General features: G+C 50.7%; 16 protein-coding genes and 1 tRNA gene. 9 read left to right on the forward strand and 8 right to left on the reverse strand.

The genetic code is table 11. The features are described from left to right. The first annotated feature begins 228 nt into the window (after nucleotides 1-228). The 4 genes from BUA24_RS10080 (at nucleotide 229) to BUA24_RS10100 (ending at nucleotide 7,097) form a co-directional block, all read left to right on the forward strand. A complete protein-coding gene (locus tag BUA24_RS10080) occupies nucleotides 229-882 on the forward strand; it encodes a VOC family protein (RefSeq protein ID WP_072792126.1) in 654 nt (217 codons plus the stop codon). Between the two features lie 443 nt (nucleotides 883-1,325). After that, nucleotides 1,326-2,609, forward strand: coding sequence for a CehA/McbA family metallohydrolase (locus BUA24_RS10090; protein WP_072792097.1), 1,284 nt, complete (start codon nucleotides 1,326-1,328; stop codon nucleotides 2,607-2,609). Continuing rightward, nucleotides 2,602-5,694: an alpha-mannosidase gene (locus BUA24_RS10095; RefSeq protein ID WP_072792099.1), complete on the forward strand. Its 3,093-nt coding sequence runs from the start codon at nucleotides 2,602-2,604 to the stop codon at nucleotides 5,692-5,694. The genes BUA24_RS10090 and BUA24_RS10095 overlap by 8 nt, the downstream gene beginning before the upstream one ends. Nucleotides 5,695-5,972: 278 nt before the next feature. Next, on the forward strand, nucleotides 5,973-7,097 hold the full coding sequence (locus BUA24_RS10100; RefSeq protein ID WP_072792128.1) for a TIGR04053 family radical SAM/SPASM domain-containing protein: 1,125 nt from the start codon (nucleotides 5,973-5,975) through the stop codon (nucleotides 7,095-7,097). A gap of 3 nt (nucleotides 7,098-7,100) precedes the next feature. Here BUA24_RS10100 and BUA24_RS10105 read toward each other — a convergent pair whose 3' ends face one another. The 6 genes from BUA24_RS10105 to BUA24_RS10125 all read right to left on the reverse strand — a co-directional run bounded on the left by BUA24_RS10105 (nucleotide 7,101) and on the right by BUA24_RS10125 (nucleotide 13,032). Further along, on the reverse strand, nucleotides 7,101-8,003 hold the full coding sequence (locus tag BUA24_RS10105; RefSeq protein ID WP_072792102.1) for an SMP-30/gluconolactonase/LRE family protein: 903 nt from the start codon (nucleotides 8,001-8,003) through the stop codon (nucleotides 7,101-7,103). A 278-nt stretch (nucleotides 8,004-8,281) separates the two neighbouring features. Then, nucleotides 8,282-8,629 (reverse strand): HNH endonuclease, encoded by a 348-nt coding sequence (locus tag BUA24_RS11985; RefSeq protein ID WP_084660419.1) that lies wholly within the window; start codon nucleotides 8,627-8,629, stop codon nucleotides 8,282-8,284. 48 nt (nucleotides 8,630-8,677) lie between these two features. Further along, nucleotides 8,678-9,208, reverse strand: coding sequence for a hypothetical protein (locus BUA24_RS11990; protein WP_178138801.1), 531 nt, complete (start codon nucleotides 9,206-9,208; stop codon nucleotides 8,678-8,680). Nucleotides 9,209-10,172: 964 nt separating this feature from the next. Further along, a tRNA-Arg gene (locus tag BUA24_RS10115) sits at nucleotides 10,173-10,245 on the reverse strand. Nucleotides 10,246-10,390: 145 nt separating this feature from the next. Next, nucleotides 10,391-12,055: an FAD-dependent oxidoreductase gene (locus BUA24_RS10120; RefSeq protein WP_072792104.1), complete on the reverse strand. Its 1,665-nt coding sequence runs from the start codon at nucleotides 12,053-12,055 to the stop codon at nucleotides 10,391-10,393. Nucleotides 12,056-12,333: 278 nt separating this feature from the next. Continuing rightward, nucleotides 12,334-13,032 (reverse strand): cyanophycinase, encoded by a 699-nt coding sequence (locus tag BUA24_RS10125; protein ID WP_072792107.1) that lies wholly within the window; start codon nucleotides 13,030-13,032, stop codon nucleotides 12,334-12,336. A gap of 197 nt (nucleotides 13,033-13,229) precedes the next feature. Here BUA24_RS10125 and trxA point away from each other — a divergent pair, with 197 nt between their 5' ends. Next, complete coding sequence (gene trxA, locus BUA24_RS10130) at nucleotides 13,230-13,601, forward strand: thioredoxin (protein ID WP_072792109.1); 372 nt, start codon at nucleotides 13,230-13,232, stop codon at nucleotides 13,599-13,601. Between the two features lie 75 nt (nucleotides 13,602-13,676). Here trxA and BUA24_RS10135 read toward each other — a convergent pair whose 3' ends face one another. Continuing rightward, nucleotides 13,677-14,750, reverse strand: a complete 1,074-nt coding sequence (locus tag BUA24_RS10135; RefSeq protein WP_072792112.1) for a sortase domain-containing protein — start codon at nucleotides 14,748-14,750, stop codon at nucleotides 13,677-13,679. A 370-nt stretch (nucleotides 14,751-15,120) separates the two neighbouring features. On the opposite strand from BUA24_RS10135, the gene BUA24_RS10140 reads away from it, so the two are divergent. Next, nucleotides 15,121-15,726 (forward strand): TetR/AcrR family transcriptional regulator, encoded by a 606-nt coding sequence (locus BUA24_RS10140; RefSeq protein ID WP_072792115.1) that lies wholly within the window; start codon nucleotides 15,121-15,123, stop codon nucleotides 15,724-15,726. 174 nt (nucleotides 15,727-15,900) lie between these two features. Here the strand turns inward: BUA24_RS10140 and BUA24_RS10145 are convergent, their stop codons facing one another. Beyond that, nucleotides 15,901-16,902 (reverse strand): aldo/keto reductase, encoded by a 1,002-nt coding sequence (locus BUA24_RS10145; RefSeq protein ID WP_245790438.1) that lies wholly within the window; start codon nucleotides 16,900-16,902, stop codon nucleotides 15,901-15,903. Between the two features lie 145 nt (nucleotides 16,903-17,047). On the opposite strand from BUA24_RS10145, the gene BUA24_RS10150 reads away from it, so the two are divergent. The 3 genes from BUA24_RS10150 (at nucleotide 17,048) to BUA24_RS10160 (ending at nucleotide 21,161) form a co-directional block, all read left to right on the forward strand. After that, nucleotides 17,048-18,139, forward strand: coding sequence for a hypothetical protein (locus tag BUA24_RS10150; protein ID WP_072792120.1), 1,092 nt, complete (start codon nucleotides 17,048-17,050; stop codon nucleotides 18,137-18,139). Nucleotides 18,140-18,610: 471 nt separating this feature from the next. After that, a complete protein-coding gene (locus BUA24_RS10155; protein WP_245790440.1) occupies nucleotides 18,611-20,047 on the forward strand; it encodes a chloride channel protein in 1,437 nt (478 codons plus the stop codon). A gap of 154 nt (nucleotides 20,048-20,201) precedes the next feature. After that, entirely contained in the window at nucleotides 20,202-21,161 is a 960-nt protein-coding gene (locus BUA24_RS10160; protein ID WP_072792123.1) for a DNA-methyltransferase, read from the forward strand. Nucleotides 21,162-21,439 lie beyond the last annotated feature (278 nt).

A 21,439-nucleotide genomic window follows, 5' to 3' on the forward strand; every position in this document is an offset into this window, starting at 1 on the left:
AGCGTTCACCACAGTGTGACCGAACTCAATGAAGGGATTACCAAGTGGGCCAAGGCCTGGAACGAGAACCCCAAGCCCTTCATCTGGACCAAGAGCGCCGACGAGATCTTCGCTTCAATGCAGAAATACCTGGAGCCTATTGTTTCTCCGCAAACTTCTGAGGAGGGACACTAGGTCTCTACATGAAGCTAACAGCTATGGAAAGTCCCATCCGTGATACACTTTGCCATGAGACGGCTTTCGAACGAAGAATTAAAGGAATATGGACTCAAAGACTGGGTCAGACTCTCCACCACAATCAGTACCCGATATCATGTTCCAACCTATCTCGTCGGCGCCCGGTTCGTCTTCGAGTGCGCCGAGCTCGCAGAAGAAGCAGACCACCACCCTGACATAAAACTCTCCTACCTCTTTGTAGATGTTTCTTTGTGCACGCACGAGGGCGGACGCTGGATAACGCTGGCGGATGTGGAACTAGCCAAGAAGATCTCTGAGTTGGCAAGTAGATACGGTCTAGAACCCTCAACCGCTGAGATCCAACAGCTAGAGATAGCTCTTGATACTGCCCACATGGAAAGGGTTGCGCCTTTTTGGGCTGCCCTCCTAACTGGAGACAAGAACAACGTGACCTTTGACTCTATCATTGATCCAACAGATAGGGTGCCCGTTGTCTGGTTTCAAGAGACCTCGGAAGAGGGTCCTAGCAGACAAAGATGGCACTTTGATCTCTACTGTGCCTACGAAGAGGCTCAAAACAAGATCGAAGCAGCCATTGAGACCGGTGGGAGGGTTGAAGACCTATCGCACTCACCTCTCTACGTCGTACTCTCTGATCCCGAGGGAAACAAGGTGTGTATCTGTACCTCAGAGGGGCGCGAGTGATACGGGGTTGAACACCACTTCAAATCAGATGGTTTTCTCTGGAAGCTCAAAGCCTTACTGTTCGGTCCTGCCCACCAACTATCAACTGAGGGGGAAGTAGCACTAAGACAGTTAGAGTCGATCCACAGATCGCGTAGGAAACCTTTAGGCAGAGGTGGTCGAAGTTCCCTTGAAATCTGCCTACCTGGAGATAGATATAAAGTTCCAGGGATGCGATGATCTGGAGCTCTCTTGTAACGCCCTCCCGCAAAACTTCGATCTGAATTTAAGAGCCGGTTCTCAAAACTAGAATGACACCCATCTGAAGATAAGGACCTTATCAAACAACCCAGTCATCGTCCCTTTCTAAAGACACCGCAGATTAGTCGATGGTTCTTATTGGACTAATAGATGGCATGACGCTACCGCTGCAATCGATTAGCCTTTGCTTTAGAGGAAGCGAGGTGAGCACTTTAGAGATCCTTACTACAGTACTTCGGACCGATCAAAGAGACCTTGGCAAAATGCTCGAGATCCCTTTTTTTGTTACAGAGACCCTTGACTCGATATCGGTTCGGGTGGGCGTACGACATGCAAAGTCAGTGACTTTAGATCTTGGATTGAAGGACCCCACACGGATTCGTGGCTGGAGCGGCAGCGCTCGGCAGGAGATCTTCATCTCGGCCCACACAAGCACACCTGGATATCTGGCCGGTGATCTCCAAGTAGGCGAGTGGGCAGTTCTGCTCTCTCCTTACCAAATAGAAGAGGAGGTTGAGGTCGAGATAGCCATAGAGGGGGTGGTATTTTCTCCTAAGTGGCTGAAGGCGGACCTGCACACACACAGTACACACTCCGACGGGGCTTGGCAGGTCCAAGAGCTCCTTAGTAGGGCCATCGCGATCGGCTTGGACGTAGTTGCCCTGTCAGATCACAACACCGTCACACAGAACTTTGAGGCCCAATGCACATCTCAAGACGACCCTAACGTACTTCTTATTCCAGCCATGGAGTGGACGACGAGGATGGGCCACGCAAACGTCTTTGGCCTGTGTGATCCCCTTTTGGACTGGCGGGTCGAGGAGGAAGATGAGTTTTTAGAAAAAGTGGCAACTCTAAAGTCCAAAGGCGCCCTTGTAAGTGCAAACCATCCTTGCGATGACTTTGCGATGGGCATAAAGTGGCAGTGGCCCCTGCAAGAGCTCGACTTCCTGGAGATTTGGAATGGGCCTTGGCGGGATAGCTGCAGCAAGAGCAGAGAGCTGTGGATAGATCAGCTGAAGAGCGGACGAAGGGTAGTTGCTCTTGGTGGAAGCGACGTCCATGGACCAAGTCCCTGGGTAGAGTTGGGGTCCCCAACTACCCACATCTATGTGACCAAGCCAGGTCTCACTGGCGTGCTCGAAGGGCTCTCAAAAGGTAGCGTCTACATTACCTCATCACCTTCAGGTCCTCATCTCGCCCCGGAATCGACCGTTCCGGGTGAGTCGGTCGATTCGGAGGTGCATGTGGTGATCGAGGGTCTCCAAGTAGGCAACCGGGTCAACATCACGACTCAAAGAGGTTTACTTATCAGTGAAACCATCGACACGACAGTCTTCAAACGATCGTTTCAAACCGACGACGACTGCTCATATGTGAGAATCGAGGCCTACCGCCACGACGATGTGTTCGACGTGTGGCTACCTCTTTTGATCACGAATCCAATATGGAACGAAGGTGAGACACAAGGAATAGCTTATGAATAAAGGCTCACTGGATATGGCACTAGCCACACTGTCCGCCTGGATCATAAAGGATCAGGTAGCGCTAACTAAGTGGATCGAGGATAAAGAAGATCCTACCAACAAGGTTAGGAGGTACACATGTCGATTCCAGGTTCCTTGGTCTGACTGCTGGATCGGCTTCGACGGTTCATCTGAGGCACCACTCAAGGTGGAGGGGGTACCGTACTTCGGCATCAACCCTTTTCACAGTGAGGTGATGCTACCTTACAGGGAAGGTGAGGCTGCCACCTTGGAGCTCGAGCGGGTGCGAACAGGGCTCATGGGAGTAACCGCCAGCCAAGCAGAGCTTGGCCCGGTCGTACTTTACCTAAAAGACAAGCGTGCGGAGAGTGCATATTACGATCTGTTGGTTCTAAGAGAGTGGAGCCATCTCGACGGAGTAACTCAAGAAGAGAGATCACTTCTAGAAACCTCCTTCTCTAAAGTGACAACTGCTTTGTCACAGGTGCCATTAGACGTTGAAGCCTTGAAAAAACACTTCTTTCGACCCAACGCTCCGGCCGAAGAGGAGGGCGTGCGCCTGGCACTAATGGGAGGTGAGGCACGTCTTGCACAGAAAACTGACACATCCCTCAAAGAGCAGATCGTCTTAGAGGCGTCTCAAATACTTCGTGACACCTACGACCAACTCCACCCGTTGCCAGTTTCTATGGGAGACACGGTGGTTGCACTTGGGCACGCCCATATAGATCTGGCGTGGCTATGGAGGTATGAGGAGACGAGAAGAAAGGTGCTTCGAACCTTCTCGTCACAGATACGGCTGCTGAGAGACTACGGCAACTGGCGCTTTCTCGCCTCTACTCCTCAGTACTTTAAAGATATATCTAAATGCGCTCCTTTAGTTGAAGAGGAGCTCAAGAGTCTTGTGACAGAACAACGACTTGAGCCTGCGGGTGCATTCTGGGTCGAGTCCGACTGCCAGCTTGTCGACGGACCTTCTCTAATAAGACAGCTCACGATGGGGATAAGATGGTTCAAAGAACACTTCGGACACCGCTGCAAGGTAGCTTTTCTCCCCGACACCTTCGGTTTTTCGTCTGCCCTTCCAACTCTGCTGCGAGCTGGTGGCATCGATCTCCTCGTTACCACAAAGCTGAATTGGAACGACACGAACGAGTTTGAATGGACAGACTTTGCGTGGGTAGGGCCGGACGGTTCCTCCGTTGAAGTACAGCTGTATGGGTCAAATCAAAGCGGGTACAACGCCAACATGACCCTGTCTGACATCAACGAGGCTCTAAGGGGATATCGGCGGCGGGGAGGAGAGGGGCCGGTTCTGTATACCTTTGGACACGGGGACGGCGGCGGCGGACCGGAGGCATCGATGCTGGAGCGCCTAAAAAGGTACAAACAGCTACGTCATGTACCAGAGATAGTCGATTCTTCCTTGGACTCGTTAGTCAAAGACGATCCCTCCAACCTTCCAAAGGTGCAGGGTGACCTTTATCTGGAGTACCATCGTGGCGTCTTTAGCTCCCAGAGTCAGACGAAACGCCTAATTCGACGATGTGAACAGCTTCTCGTCGCAACGGAGCTTTGGCAGAACCTTCTACACGACGACTCAAAGAGTACTGAGTTTGAAGAGATGTGGGAGACTCTGCTTAGGGCGGACTTTCACGATATTATCCCGGGCTCATCTATATCCTCTGTCTATCGTGACATCGAACTTGAGCTAACCGATCTCATCGAAAAACTGACGTTTATGTGCATGGATCTCCTCGCCGACAAAGACGACCCCCCATCACGGATTGGCTGCGCCTTGGCCAACACTTCACAGATGAGGCGACCAGCCGGTTTTGGTGAGGTAGAGTTGCGTCCCGATCAAGAACTCTTGATTAATGGAGTTTGGCAGACCATCTACCCTTGGAGAGAGACAGCGTCAAAAGTTTTTCTGCCTTCGATGGAGCCCTTTGAGATAAAGCATCTACAACTTCGAACCCAGAGGCGGCCAAGTCCCTATACTCCAGTAAAGATAGATACCCTGTGGCGCAAGACCGTCGGTCCCCTTACCGTAGAGATTAGCCCGTCAGGAATCAACTCTTTAGTCTATGAAGGTCGGAGCCTCCTTCAAGGACCATCAGGCGTAGTAGCATACCGTCAGCATCCAGACGCCTTCGACGCTTGGGAGATCGTCCCACCCAAAGACAGGGTCTATCTAGATCTCGACCACGGCTCAATAACGCTTATCGCAGACACCGATGACTTTGCTTTGGTCTCTCTGTCACACACCGGGTTGGGCTTTGAGATCGAGGAAAAGGTAGCAATCGAATCCAACCCCCCGAGAATCCATACTTTGATTACCTCAAAGATAAGAGAGAGAAGGGTGGTGCTTGCATACAACGTAGTCTCGGATCTGATAGCGTCTAAAGTTACTCGGGGGAACAACTTGGGAATCGACGAACTTCCTACACTGCCTGCCGACAGAAGAGACTTGGCCAGATTTGAGTGGCCAGCACAACGCCTCATCGACATAACCGAGTTCGATCTCGGCATCGCCATCTTCAACAGATCCCGATTTGGCCACAGCATTAACGGTAGAATCGCGTCGGTTACACTTGCAACCTCGCCACTTAACCCCGATCCCTTTGCAGAGTCACAAAGCGAATCAGAGATCGCTCTGTTTCCTCACCTAGGCAACCTGGTAGAGGCCAATGTAGTGGCGCACGCTTACTCATTTGACTCGCCTGTACTGTTATTTAGATCGGACAAAGCCGCAGATAAAGACAGGGTCACACCGCTCTTGGGACTGCCCGAGGGAGTCGTGTTGCTTGGCTGCGGGGCCGCCAGCGACGGAAGCGACGACAAGATCTTTTACGTAAAAGAGATCTATGGAGCCAGGCGAACCCTGCGCCTTTCGTTCATAGAGCCCGTCGCATCAGCCTGGCGGGTGTCACTTGTCGAGAAGGATCCGGTCGACACCCTGGAGGTGGATCCCAAAGGCAACGTTTTCGTTGTGGCAAGGCCCAACGAGTTGGTGACCTTGAAAGTACGGTTTTTACGTGATATCACACTAAAGAGATCGAAGACAAGAAAGGCAGGTGCCTAGTACATAACCTAACTACTGGAGCTTTTCAAACCCAAGTAGATCTCCTCATCAGTCATGTCGATAGGTATCGTCGAGCCAAGATCCACAAGCCGTCAATGAATTCCCCTGTTTAGTGACCAGCTACCCTACCGATGAGTCTTTTGCAAACTTATATTCAAAAAACTAGAGAACAAAGATATGTTCTAAGGACAGGTAGAGACGGAGACAAGAGGCTTGGTAGGGAAAGCACATATAAAGCACTCGACGCCCCAACTCCCGGTGCGAGGCTATCGGACCGATTGAGCAGTAGTCCCATCTTACTGTTTTGGGAGACAACCAAGGTATGCCCCTTGCGCTGCAGACACTGCCGAGCTAAAACCATCAGCACCCCTCCTTCTGATGAACTAAACACCGCTGAAGCCATGGACCTTCTCCAACAGGTAAAGGAGTTTGACCCGTACTTACCCACCCTCATCCTCACCGGGGGAGACCCGCTTAGTCGAAGCGACATATGGGAGATACTTGATGAAGCCGGTCGTTTGGATTTAAGAGTGGCTCTCTCGCCGACGGTAAGCGAGAGGCTCCACGTCGACACAGTTCACAAAATCAGAGACGCCAACGTTAGGTCTGTCTCTACATCCATAGACGGACTCGCCGATACGCACGACAATATACGGAGACAAAGTGGCCACTTCCTACAGACACTAAGGGCTATAGAGTTACTAACCTCAGCGGGAGTCAAGGTGCAGATCAATAGCACTGTCATGAAGACAAACCTCCACGAACTACCAGAGATCTTTAGCATCGTGGCAGAGAGCGGCGCAAGCATCTGGGAGGTGTTTTTCTTGATACAGATAGGGCGTGCAACAAAGACGCTTGAACTCTCGCCACATGAGACTGAGGATGTATCAAGGTTTCTCTTCGACGCCTCAGCGTATGGAGTAATTGTTAGAACCGTAGAGGCTCCGATGTATCGCCGAATCGCTTACCAGTTAAGCCACATAAACGACGACTCGCCACGACCAACGACAGGTGCTCTCTATAGGGAGCTAAAAGAACAGCTGGTTCAACGCCTAGGAAACCCGCCCAAGAGTCAGGTCTTTAAGCCCTCCTACGCCAGAGACGGCAAGGGGATTTTGTTCATATCCAACACAGGGTCTATATACCCTTCTGGATTTACGCCTTACGAACTTGGAAACATAAGGCGCAACAACCTGAAAGAGGTCTATCGCACCAACCCCGTCTTGTTACAGATTCGACAAGGAGAGTTCGATGGACCGTGTGGCAGATGTTTATACAACGACCTATGTGGGGGATCCAGAGCACGCGCTCTGTCATATTACAGAAACGTATTTGCGTCAGATCCAGCCTGTATGTATGCTCAAGAGCTAGCGGTTGAACATAAAGAGTTGTTTGTCTCTTAGAAGCTAGGGTCTGCCGCCATGGGGTACCTCTACCTTGACAGTAAGGACCAGGGCGTCATCACTTTTCATGCGATTAGACTCCAAGAAGTCTGGAGCTGCACAGATAGCTAGAGTTCGGCCGTCCTCACCACCCAACATACAGGCGAAAAATCCCAGACCATCTGGCGCTTTGATCTCATCGAGTACTTTAGCCCCCTCCGAGATAAGCACGACTCTACCGCCTATAGCATCAGCCATCCATATATTGCCGTTAGCGTCCATACAGCAGCCATCGGGCCCAACGGTGACCTTTGGAAGCACCTCAAGAAACGACCCAAGACTCGGCGTCGGAGCAAGCTGCGCAAATACCCGACGGTTCGTAAGCGTGCCGTCCTCCTCTATATCGAATGCGCTATATCGACATCCCAGAGTCTCGCCGACAATTAGAGTTCTCTCATCGTCGGTGATTACCATCCCATTGGGGAAAAGCATGTCCGTTGCTGCGACCGAGGCGTCACCGTCGGGACCAACCCTAACCAGATTTGTTGGCTTGGGATCTGCCATAGACATAAGTTCAAATCCGAAGTCGCCAACCCAGGCGTTGCCTTTGCTATCTACCACCATATCGTTGAGAGGACCACCGCAGTACTGACCGAGGCTGGCGTGCACCGTTACGGAACCGTCTGGATGTTTCCGTAACACCTTGTGATCTTTCATAGACACACATAGCATCGATCCATCTGGTAGCCAACCTAGACCACTTGGTTGACCCTCCACCTCTAGCTCAACCGACACACTCCCAGACTCCGCTACCGAGAGAACTCGGTGGTGATAAAAGTCGGAGATATACCAGCTGCCGTCGTGCCACCTAGGCGCTTCGAAGAAACCACCTTTGGTCAACAGCGTATCAAACTCTCTCTCAGACACGATCCCTCCCCCCAGTCAGTGCCTATTCGATTAACCACGACGCCGGACTCATTATATCCAGATCACCTGGGTTAGAGGGGGCAGGCACCTATCTTCTTAGCAACGTCGCCAGGAGGTATCTAAAGGCCTAACTCTAAGCTTTTCTTAGTCGTTTCCAACGCAATGCAGAAGCGCCCGATCCGCCAAACTGCGAAAACATTCTCAAAAAACAATCGATACAGAGAGAAGTAGCAATTTGATGGATCTTCACTTACTCATTTGCGCAACGCATGGCTTTGTCATTTGTCTTTAGAGGTTGACATCTTCTCGATATCTTTAAACTCCTCGAAACGTTCTTCCAGAGCGTTTCTGTCTGGTATCTCCGACTTCTTGGCGGGAACGATCAGTTGACGCTCGTTCATAGCTTGAAGACCATAGGTTAGCATTGGACCGTCTTTTGTGTTCATAACGTCGGATCGGACCACGGCAACCAGATCAGGTCTAACTCCTATGTAATTCAAGTCGTAGGCCGCGTGGTGGATCTTGCAGAGCGAAAGCCCATTGGTGACTATCGGCTTGCCTTGAGGATGGGAATCCGGCAATATGTGAGCCGCGTCCAAGAGAGGCCGATACAAAAGACCGCACATCGCACATCTCTCCTTGTAAGCCTCTAATACCTTAGCTCTAAAGATTCGCTAATGAAGACGGACCTTCGTAACGCTCTCCGCGTAGCGCCGTTGCTCCTCACTAACGTTTCCAAGTTGGAGGAGCCTCTGACTCTCATCCAGAGCCACCACCACCTGAAGGTTCTGAGGTTCATCGGCTACTATCCATATCGGATAGACCGGTTGGTACAGTCCGGACTTTATCCCCACAAACCATATAAGGGGAAGCTGCAACTCATATGCCTTACGAAGCGCCACGTTATCTGGACTATCTGGATTCGTTCCCTGATACTTGTAACGCAAGAGTCCGTCCACTCCCTCGACGTCATCGTAAGGAGCAACTCGGCTGGGTGGAGTATACGTGGTCCTGATCGAGAACGCTCCTGATAAGCTCCGCACTCTTCGTATGCCACGTTGGCGATCGATTAGCGGTATCTGTTCTCCCTCGAAGACAAAGGTAGATAGCAACTTATAGAACACCACGTCACCGGTTCCACCACCGACTCTGTCTAGCCAGCTCATCGCGGCCTCTCTTACACGAAGATCCCGCTCGTATGACATATTTACCCCTCGGCGTCACCCAGCACGTAGTGGGGACTGATAAAGTCTGCCACATAGCGCTCACTGGATTAGAAGAATAGTTCAATAAAGATAGGAAATCTAGAGTGGAGGTGCTCTAGAGAGCTAAAACCTGTACCTATCACATACTCCTTGAATATTCCGAACCAGTTCCAACGACGTGCACATATTGAGGTGCGTTCCGCAGATCCGCCCGTTTCGGTGCCAAAGCACACGCAGCCAAATTACTAAGAGAGATGTCGATGGTGATCGATAAAAGGAGACAAAGATGCCTTTGGGGATCAGGACCAAAGGAGATAAAACCAAAAAGACGTCTAGGTCACCAAGTTCTTCACGCATCAAGGAGTTCATCCGTGGGCCTGAGCGGCAGAACACTCTAACCGCCGTCCGCGTGCCTAATCCCCAAAGAGGCGTTCTACAGCTGTATCAAGACTCTTGCCCCCGCTCCTAAAGAGATACCATCTCTTGATACCTGTTTACCATAGAGGTCTTAGAGGTCCTATAATTGACGACATAGTATGCTTCCTTTGCGTTGGTGCCGGAGGCGGGCCACCCTTTCGCCCAAAGAAAAGACTACTTCTTCGAATCGTGCCCTAACTCTAATATCACCGCAGGGGCATTTTTGAGATCCAAAGAGAGTTTCAGGTGAAAGACACCTTGAGAATCCTTGTACGACGACAGCGCTACTTCTACTTTCTTATTGTGAGTAGGAAAAGATAGTAGTCGACGACTCCTTGTACCGTATTGCACTCAGCCAATAATGGCGATTTATAGGCTCTAGCTTCAGGGAGGACTTTAGTTTATTGTTTCCTCCGAGGGAAACTAGCAGGGTTATAGACACTGTCTCAACATCCGATGCCTCTAACCGCTATTGCCTCAGAAAAAGTGTCGAAGTCACGAAACATCGGTAACGAGCACTTTTATGAAGGTGAGTTACACAGATAAGCGCGCTCGGAGAGATTCGAACTCCCAACCTTCTGATCCGTAGTCAGATGCTCTATCCGTTGAGCTACGAGCGCAACTTACGAACAACTATCCTACCGATAAAAAGCGGATTTCCGTCGGGACAGTGCTATCTGTAAAGATCAAACTCGCCCCCATTGGCCCCCAAGACATAAGGTATCACTCATAACGGAAAATACCAACGGCTTTCCAAGTTTCGCCCTAGACCCCTTGTGGGGTAGGTATCTTATTCTTGTTTTTCTGAGCCGCCTTAACAGCCAGGTAAGTAAGATAGCCGCCGTTCATGTTGCGTGCTTTGAACCCAGACTCTTTGAGCAATCTAGTCGCTGTGTGCCCCCGAAGACCGACCGCGCAGTAAACAAGATACGGCACAGAGGGTAACTCTGAGATCCTAGTCCTCAGTTCGTCGATTGGTATCCAGCGACTGCCAGGTATTGAACCCTCCAGGTACTCAGACTCACTTCTCACGTCAAGTATCTGCCATCCCATCCCAACGAGATCGTCGATCTCTTCAGGCTCTGCCACGTCACAGTCACCGAAGCGAATGTTCTCGGCAATGTAGCCAAGCATGTTTATCGGATCTTTGGCCGAGGAAAAAGGAGGGGCATAGGCCAACTCCAGATTGATAAGATCCTCCGCCGTCATACCTGCACGTATCGCCGTTGCAAGTACGTCTATACGTTTGTCTACGCCCTTCCTACCAACAGCTTGTGCACCTAAGATCAGTCCCGAGTCTGTATCGAATAGGAGCTTGATCGATAGTGGTTCTGCTCCCGGATAGTAGCTAGCGTGATCCATCGGATGCGCCCTGGCTACAGCGTAAGATATTCCAGAGCCCCGAAGCCTCTTCTCACTCCACCCCGTCGTACCGGCCACGAGATCAAAGACCCTAACGATCGCAGTTCCGAGTGACGGTGAATGACGTGAAGGAAGCCCACAGATGTGATCTGCAACTCTACGGCCTTGTCTGTTTGCTATGTTGGCCAAGGCTATAAGCGAGGTGTCGTTTCCAAACACCTCAAACTTCTCCACCGCGTCTCCTACTGCGTAGATATCTGGGTCGCTAGTCAGATTGTCTTCATCAACCGCAATTCCCCCTCTCGGACCCAACCTAAGCCCAGCATCTAGCGCCAGAGACACATCAGGACGCACCCCTACGGCACTTACGACCAACTCACCATCGATCCGTCGTCCATCGCTGAGAATCACCCCACCTTCGTCGACCTCTCTGACGGCGACACCCGTTAGGACAGATACGTTGTTTCGGAGAAGCTCTTCTTCAACTGCGACCGCAAGCTCAGGATCAAGCACGGGTAGTACCTGGGAAGCCGCCTCAATCACAGTGACATCGATGCCAACCTGCTTGAGGTTCTCAGCGGTCTCAAGGCCAACGAACCCTGCACCGATCACGACAGCACCCTTTGGTGAGCGACCCAGGTGCCTAACGAGCGCCCTAACGTCCTCGACCGTTCGCAGCACCTTTACATAATCTGCACCATTTATGTCGAGGACTACAGGTTTCGCACCTGGACTCAAGATCAGTTTGTCGTAGGGCAGGTAGGTTACCTCGTCATCACCGATCCTCCGGATCCCAACTCTGTGCTCCTTAGAATCTATGGCGACTACCTCTGTATTCACCCTCACATCAAGGTTAAATCTGGCGTTGAGCCTTTCGGGTGTCTGTAGAAGAAGGTCCTCCTCCTGCTCTATTACCGAGCCCAGGTAGTATGGGAGTCCGCAGTTTGCGTAAGAGACGTGGCCTGACCGTTCGATTACCGTAATTTCAGCACTTTCATCTAACCTTCGAAGCCGTGTCGCTGCTGACATGCCCCCGGCAACTCCGCCTACCACCACAATCTTTCTCATAGGTTACTCCAATCGGTACACGCACATCTGACTAGTTGTATACCCCCCAGAGTATGCTGCGACTTTCTTTGGGATACGCCTAAGACAGCTAAAGGGACCTTTGTCCCTATCTCAGTAAACCTTCGCCCCGGTGTCTAACTCTTATAACATTTCAATCAAACAAGGTGGCAACTTTTGCAGCCGTATAAGACATAGGCACGGTCTCGGTCGATCGGCGAGGTTCTTCTCCAAGGCACATGCTCTTATGTGCTTTCGAAGGATATAAATTGTTCGAACTCCTACTGAAGTGTGAGGCTCTCACCCTCGCAGATCTTTATCATCTCGTCACCGAGTATCTTCCAGGCACATCCTCTACCCATAACCTCAAAGGTTATCCCGTCCCCTACCAGAGCAGTCTCTTCGTCTACACCTACAAGCGTTACGGAGGGCATCAAACGTGCTTCATGTCTAAAGATCGAGCTCGTAATTCGGTTTCTAACTTTGTCAAAGTGCGGAACAATGGCGATTCCCTTTACAAGACCTATACCTTCGATAAGTCTTGGTGGCAAATGCCTTAGCCCTGGACTATAGGCACCAAGAGCCATGGCGCCAGCACTACAGCCTGCAACCGAGGTCCCATTCTCAAAGGCCTTGAACAACACCGTGCTAAGTAGCGTATCCTTTATCGTCTCGATCAGATGAGTAGGACTGCCCCCCGAAAGATAGACGAGTCCAGCCTCAGCGATAGGCGCTATCAACTCCGGATCGTTCGCCTCGGATCTATCCCTGATCACAATAGGGACAGGTTCCACACCCAAGCGACGTGCTTGTTGCTCTCCTAGTTCCAGCCAGTACCGAAGCCTGGACGGACTCTCCAACGTGGCGGCGGTTGGAATCTGGACATAGATTGGAGATCTTCCCTCTATTAGGCGACGCTCTACCTCCAGCATCGAAGGCAGGTATTCGCCCGAGCCAACCAGTCCAATAAGACCACTCACAAGACATACACTTTCATATTCATCTCTGAAATCTATCACATGCCCCAACGAAAGGTACCTTTATGGGTATCAGTCGTTGCATGGGTATCGATGCACCTAAACTTAGATAGTTATCACAAAAAAGTGGAATACCGTACGGGGTATTAGCGTTCAAAGCGTTGTTGAGCGTTCGGAAGTAAAAAATTGGAGGACCGAATATGGCAACTGTTGCGTTGACTGCAGAGAACTTTGAGGACACCATAAACTCAAACGACATCGTTTTTGTAGACTTCTGGGCCGCATGGTGTGGTCCGTGCAGGATGTTTGCCCCAGTCTTTGAAGCAGCGTCTGAGAAAAATAGTGACATCGTCTTTGGAAAAGTGGATACCGAAGACCAGCAGGAGCTCGCCTCTGCATTTGGCATCATGTCGATTCCGACCCTAATGGTCTTTAGAGAAAAGATCTTGATCTTCTCCCAGCCCGGCGCCCTTCCGGCCCCAACCTTTGACCAGCTAATTCAGCAGGTAAGAGAGGTTGACATGGAGGAGGTCCACAGAAAGGTCGCCGAGGCTCAGGCGGCTCAGAGCTAACCCCTTAGTATTCAACTGTCCCAACTCCTAAGGCAGGCTGTCTCTGGAAACTAATCGGTCCTTCAATCTTTGAGATTATCTAGCCTCCAAGTAAAAAGTAGCGATAAATAGTTTCTTTCCAGAGACAGTCTCAGTAACCTTCACATTCTGGCCGTCTAGGTTTCCGGTGAGGGTGACCGAGACGGGAGTCATACCTCTTACATCTTCATTTACATACAACGGAGCATCTTGTCTAACTTCTTTACCTACCAAAGCCTTGGGGAAGCTAACCCCTGGAGCTACCTCGCTCCACCACGAACTTTGGTTCGAAGTAATCGCATGTAGCGCAACAAACCACCCCTCAAGCGCAACCCCGTCTAGCTGTAGAGGCTCATCGCTTTGTATGAACGCTTTAGACGGAGACCCACTAAAGCTCATAAGTCCAAGTGGCTGAGTGTTGTTTTGAAGTTCGAGAGCCGAAAATGGGAGGCCCGCTGGATCGTTCACGCTGAGATCGATCGATTTATTGAGCTTTGACGACAGAGTTATTGCCGCGGGATCTTGTGGCAACGTTTTTACGTAAGAGGCTGTGACTATGTAGCGGTCAGGAGTAAAAAACAGAGCGTTTGGAGGCCAGCAAGTATCCATCACAATGGCACCACTGGAGGGAACATGGATCTGCTTTCCAGGTGCACTTACCACGGCCGCGGTTACCTTGAACTCATAGGTGGCGCAAGGTACCGTGTAAGTTACAACACTACCGAGCGGCAGTCGATTAAGTTGTGAAAAGAAACTCACGTCGTGAGCAGCCAACAAGGTCGCAGAGTTCGGACCTGGCCATGGCGTTGAGGGATCGTGACCTATGGAGACGTTTAGTACCGAGTTTGACAGTCCCTGCTCAACGGGCGCAATAAGCCCTAAAGATGGGATGTTCAGTACACCAGGACCTGGCTTTGCGCTACAGCTCTTACCCTTGTAGGTGTTCTTGAGAGAGATTACAAGCTGTTTATCCTGACTCTTAAGCAGTCTTTGAGCTCCGCTATTAGAGCGGTTAGCCCACCAAAGCGGATAGGTTGCTCCGAGCACAGCAAGAATAAGCAGGGAGACACCAATAGCAAGCCTAAGGGTCAAGAACCTGTGCGACAGCTTTGAAGAATGCTTTGCACTCATCTATACGTGAACACCCTAAGTGACAATTCCTCTATAATATTACTCCATGTAGCACTTCATTCACTATAGTCATAACTTTAGCAGATCTACACCTCATAGACGAAGGAACGAACCCTTGCTGTTCGCATCTTACTCGATATGCAGTCTTAGCTAAATGTAGCTGTCGCTAGCGACAGAGTGTGATGGAGGCAACACAAACGAACGTTACAAGTTTTACTCCCAGGTACTCTGTGTACAACAAGTTAGGAACTTTGAACAGATGAATGAAAACACCAAATTGACACAGTCTTTGAAGATCTTGGAAGTGATTTAAATTACCGCTTCGAAGAACAACAATAAGGTTAGAAAGCGGGAGCAGACCCGGACTAAGTTGCTAGAGGCCTCTGCTAAGGCTTATTCGTTATATGGGTACAAAGAGACAACGATCGCCCACATCGCCGAGATAGCAGGGGTAACGGAGAGAACCTTTTACCGTTACTTTGCCAATAAAGAGGCTCCGATAATCGAGGAGCTTAGTCGTCTGAACGAACTTTTCCTCAGCCTTCTTGACCAGGAACCTATTGGATTAGAGCTCCTTGACGCCGTCGACAGGGTTCTCTCGGTTATGAATCCACGCTTTGGGATGGCTGCTAGTGCGATGGTGATCGTATCTGGTCAGTCATATGACGATCAGCTGTCAAGGGATCTGGGTAGCCTGTCTTGGCACTACGAAGAAAAGCTCGAGGCGGAGTTTGAAAAGCGAATCGGGAAGGGATTTCCTGAAATAGACAGCGAGGAAGCTAGGGTTTACGCAACCGCTATCGCAAGAGCTGTTGTCGGGGGAATACGCTTTGCGCTACTTGAGTGTGCCTATTCGGGAATTGAAGACGCCACAAAGAGTCCCCTGTTCATGCAGAGCTACCGAAAGTACATAAGCGTCTATGAACGATCTTGCCGTCTAAGACCAGCTCTTGTAAGCGACCTTACCTCCCACTAAGAGATTGCAGCCGCTATCTCGATAATGGTTATAGACATCTAAAGAGATACAGTGCACCAAAAGAGTACAGATACGTAAAACTACGTATATCGATGCGTGGTAGGACAGGATCCATCTAATAAAGCCTCCAGTTCACGCACTTCGTGGCGACAGCTAAATAGTTACGAACCGCCTCTATCGCTCGGAGTCACCTCTTCGGTACTGCATCGTCATCTCATCAAGTTCTTTCTTAAGCTGCGGATCGATCACGTAGTCAAGAGCTTTCAACGAGTCATCGAGCTGCGAGGCCTTCGAGGCTCCGATGATAGGTGAGGTGACTGCTGTATGGGCGGCGACCCAAGCAACTGCCAGGGTTACAACCGGCACACCGGGTCTCTTGGCCACCTCAATTACGTCGTTGACCATCTCAAACATGTCTTTATGCCAGTAACGGTCTCTGTAGAGCTGTGAGGCTTTAGATGAGTTGAACCTCGTCCCGGGTTCTGGCTCTGTACTGCCTAAGTGTTTTCCCGATAAAAGTCCTCCAGCTATCGGATTGTATGGTATCACACCGACGCCCTCTTCTAAACAGAGAGGTAAAAGCTCTCTCTCTATCTCCCGAAACAGAAGGTTATAGCGGGGTTGAACAGAGTCGAAACGCACGAGCGAGTGGGTTTCGGACTTTCCAAGGGCCCTAGCAAGCTGCCATGCCTTGAAGTTAGAACAGCCAACATAGCGAACCTTACCCATGTGCACCAGATCGTCTAGAGCTGATAGTGACTCCTCTATCTTAGTCTCTGGGTCGTAGGAGTGTAGCTGATAGAGGTCGATGTAGTCGGTGTTGAGCCGTTTAAGAGACGCATCGACTGCGTCAAAGATGTGTCTCCTTGAAGCCCCCCTTTGGTGCGGGAGACGACCCATCTCCCCAACGCACTTAGTTGCGATCACTACCTCGTCTCTGTGTCGGGGCAACCACTTTCCAATTATCGACTCGGTCGTGCCCGCAAGCTCGTGACCTCCACCCAAAGGATAGACGTCTGCTGTATCGATGAAGTTCACCCCCGCATCAAAGGCTTTGTTCAAGATAGCAAAGGACTCTTTCTCATCGGCCTGTGTTCCAAAGGTCATAGTCCCCAGACAAAGCCTCGACACCTTTAGGCCGGTTGTACCGAGTCGCACATACTCACCTGAGCTCACGTGCACCTTCTCCTCATATCCATAGAACATCCTACCAAAGCTCTCCGTCTAAGAGATACAACCAGGACTTGTCTTTCTCTCTGTACATATCCGCTTTTGAGATATAGGTCATAATGCAGCTTCTGCAGGACTTAGTATTAGGAGTGTGCCAGCTGAACTCACAGTCGCAACCGAGCTGTCAACGGCACTAGGCGCTTTGGGCTACGAGTCCGTAAGCACAGCTCCGAAGTCGCCACCCCCGCAGCTCCAAGGAGTGGAGTTTGCAACCTGGGAGATCTTTAGTAGATCAGTTCAAAACCATTCCGTTGCCGCAATCCTAACAAAGGCGATCGAAAATGGACGGGCGTTCCTGGAGTCGGAGTCAGCCCTACGTCGTAGAGTACCGGCTATTATAGAATGGCGTGGACCAACGCGCACGACTGGGTTCGAACTTGTCCCAGCGGATCTGCGCATCGATCACGTTTACCTCGTCTCCTGCAAGTATGCTTCAAACGTGCTCATTAACGCGTCACCGACCCACCTCTTTGAGCACCTGCTCCAGACGCGCCCTCAAAGTAAGTCTCATAACTGGTATCAAGAGACCGCCCCCCTTGAGTTCGCCGAGCTCTACCAGTTAACCAGGATCTACGTAAATAACCATCTAGGCAATGTTCACCTCCCCGCTTCTTTTGAAGCTCTGGACAACAAAGACAAGAGGTTCCTAAAGACAGCATTATCTGAACGAAGATGGCCAGAGGAACTCCGAGGTGCCTACATGAGTTTGTGCGAGAGAGTAAGCAAGGAGACGGCGAAGATATGGAATGAGCAGATCAAAGCGCATCAAAGGCCGGAACTCCTCCTATGGCGTATGCTCAGGATCTCTGAGGCACCATACTTCGTTCTAGGCGTCTCCACCAGACGCCACGAACAGCTAAGGCTTAGAGTTGGAACACCGTGGGACTGGAACCGCTTCTACAGGCTTAGGTCTTTTGAGGTATCGCCAAAGGCATCTGGGCAACCGACCGTCGACTGGAGAGCCATAATCTCAATCAAGAACTGCAAAGAGACAAGAGAGATCGCTGGTCACGTGGAGATACGCTTTAGCCACGGTCGTTTCATACAAGCACCTGAAGCTAAGGTCTACCTAGATACTCCACACATAGAGGTTCCGGGATACTTTCCCCTAAACACCGATGAGTACGACCTATCCCCACAAACCCCGCACCACAGGAGGCAGATGTCCATCTTTGATCTGTGACATCTAGAGAAACCTTCTATCACGTCGCACTGCCAGAGCCACAGTTAATGACCTCTAAAGTGGCAGAACCCCGGCTAATTGACTTGAAGTTTGAAGGCCGGTACCACACCTCACACGCCGCAAAGTGATAGCGACTCCACTATCCCTACCAGGTAGCACATGTTACAAACTTGACTAACCACGGTTAGACCTCAGCAAGCACTAGTTCGAAACTAGATAGCTAGCCCAACATCTAGATCGCATAAGCTTATTTATAACCTCTATCGCTACTTGCATTTGGAAATTTACCTTTCATTAAGGTACTCTATTATGGCTTGAAATGAAATAGCTTGCCTTATATCAGAGGGTGACGCACACTTCAATTTGTCCGTGTACGCAGAGCCATATCGTGGCTGTTAGAAGATAGCTTTGGTTGGTGGGTTGTAGAGATGGTTCCAGGAAAGGTTACACGCTCGTTAGGGAGGTTCGCAGTTGACAGCGAGTGAAAACCTCCACGGAGGAGTCGGAGACAGTGCCCCAGACAACAACACCCACGGTACCAGAGAGTCCAACAACTCAAGTACCGTGCGTCACAGGAAGGGTCCTTTGATCTCCACTCCCGTGCCATCCAAGCGAAGCGCTCTGGAGCAACCCAACACTCGGCCCGATCTCGCCGAGCCTAACCTCAAGTTCTGGCTCGCACTGGTAGTCGTAGGAGTGGCCACGGGGATCTTTGGGGATCTGATGATGGTGGTTCTATTTGGGGTTCAGCACATCGCCTACAACTACCACACAGGCTCCTTTCAACGGGCAGTTGAGCACGTTTCTGGCCTGCACCGAGTGGTAGCTCTCATGATCGCTGGCGTATTCGGAGGCGTAGCGTGGTACCTGCTTAGAAAGTTCACGAAGGGAGAAAGTACAGAGGCTGATAACATACTGTGGCTCGGGAAAGGACAGCTCTCCTTTCGCCGTAGTTTCCTTACGTCTATCATCTCGGAGATCGTAATTGGACTAGGAGCATCGATTGGACGAGAAGCTGCCCCAAAGCTCATGGGGGCAGTTTCAGGCGATTACGTAGCCCGCTGGACCAAACTGACCCCTCATCAGCGCAGACTCCTGATAGCTTGTGGTGCTGGTGCCGGGTTAGCAGCGGTGTATAACGTTCCTTTAGGGGGCGCTCTCTTCGCTGCCGAGCTTCTATACGGAAGCCTTTCGATCTCCGTAGTTCTCCCGGCACTTGCAACCTCTGTGATTGCTACCGTTACCGCATGGATATATCTTCCCAACCACGCAACCTATCTGGGTCTGGCGAACTTCCACTTCGAAACCTCACAGCTTGTATGGGCAGTTGTAGTCGGTCCGATATTTGGTGTACTTTCCGTAGCCTACGTCCGCATGATGGCGTGGGTTAGCCACTATCGAATGGGGGGTAAGAAGATAATTGCAGCGCCATTTATCGCCTTTACCATCTTGGGTATTATCGGAGTTCGCTACCCTCAGCTCTTCGGGAACGGTAAGGACATGGCTCACACGGTATTTCTGGGAGGTGGAACCCTAACTCTCCTTCTTGCCCTGTTCGCTCTCAAGCCTCTCGTGACTGCTCTTTGTGTAGGAAGTGGTGCCTCCGGCGGACTCTTCACACCAACACTAAGTACCGGTGCGGTTCTCGGGGGAGCCTTAGGTTTGATCTGGTCGATGTTTTGGCCGGGTGCTTCTACAGGAAGTTATGCTCTGATTGGAGCTGCTGCGATTATGGGCTCAGGGATGCAGGCACCCTTCGCTGCCATAGTGCTGGTCCTTGAACTGACACATACAGGATTTGGAATAATAGTCCCTCTAATGGTGGCTACCATCCTTGCTACTTTGGTTGCCAAGACTATCGATGGCTACTCGATATATTCAGCAAGACTCCCTGAGATCGAGTACTGAGCACACAATCAAGATAGGACTCCAAGCTAAAGAGTGTTTCTGGTCCAACGTTCTAAACCGATACTCATTTCACTGGTTTTGGTAACCACAGCCGCTTATGATTACAGTATTGTGATTAGCTTGTCAACCAGTATTGCGCCTTCAAGGATCTCCGATGAGCACATATAAGACTCCTACAGAGAGATCGGAGATCAAGAAGAAAATGAGGACGTCGACACGAAGCTTTGGTAGCGGCAAGAGAGAGGGGCACGACGCTTCTTCCTTCTACGACCGCTTCTCGGAGCCCGTCATATCTAACGACGAGCAGATCAATCACTGCTCGGTTCCAAACACTTTCTGGCACGCCGACAGCAGGGATCTCTCCTTTATTGGAAGTAACAGCGTAGCTTTGGTGGTAACGTCACCACCGTACTTTGTTGGCAAAGAGTACGAACTTGGAATCGCCAACGGCTCACCAAGAACTTACATTGAGTACCTCGAGATGCTGAGAGAAGTATTCGCAGAGTGCTACCGAGTCCTTGAGCCCGGAGGAAGGATCGCTGTCAACGTTGCGAACTTGGGTCGCAAGCCGTATAGATCCCTCTCGGCCGACGTATCGACAATCTTACAAGATGAACTTGGGTTTCTTCTGAGGGGAGAGATTATTTGGATTAAAGGAAAGGGGGCAAACGGCTCCTGCGCCTGGGGAAGTTATGGTTCCGCAACAAACCCTGTACTGCGAGACGTAACAGAGAGAATCGTAGTCGCCTCTAAAGGAAGGTTTTCGAGAGCAATCGATAAAAGAAGACGAGAGTCTATGGGACTACCCTTTAGAGACACTATCTCACCAGAGGACTTTCGCACATGGACGCTGGACACGTGGTATGTAGCGCCCGCATCAGCAAAGAGACTAGGCCATCCGGCACCATTCCCTCTGGAACTCCCCTCTCGACTCATTCAGCTATTCACGTACGAAAGCGACGTTGTTCTCGACCCGTTTGGAGGCAGCGCACAAACTGTGATCGCCGCCCTCGAAACCGGACGGCAGTTTATATACGTGGATTCAGAAGAAGAATATGTAGATCTTGCCAGGAGTCGTGTAAGAGACTGGAAATCCTACCAACCAAGAGGCTGATATTTGCGAATTTTGCCGGAGAACAACTCAGGCCCGATCTGCGGCACGCCGTGGCGATAAAGTATTTGCTCCCACGTCACTAACGACGTCGTCTATGACACGCCCACAATCAGGAACATCTCTAACCTTCGTACTAACTGTCTAGACTTTGCAAAGATTTACTCTAGATAAAGAGTCACATCGGAAATGTGCACTGCAGCCCAACTTGTCTCCTACCCGAACCACATAAGGTACAGTTTCATTCGTAATGGGGCCATGCCCTTTCGAGCATGGAAACG

Source organism: Ferrithrix thermotolerans DSM 19514, from assembly GCF_900128965.1.
Lineage (GTDB): Bacteria > Actinomycetota > Acidimicrobiia > Acidimicrobiales > Acidimicrobiaceae > Ferrithrix > Ferrithrix thermotolerans.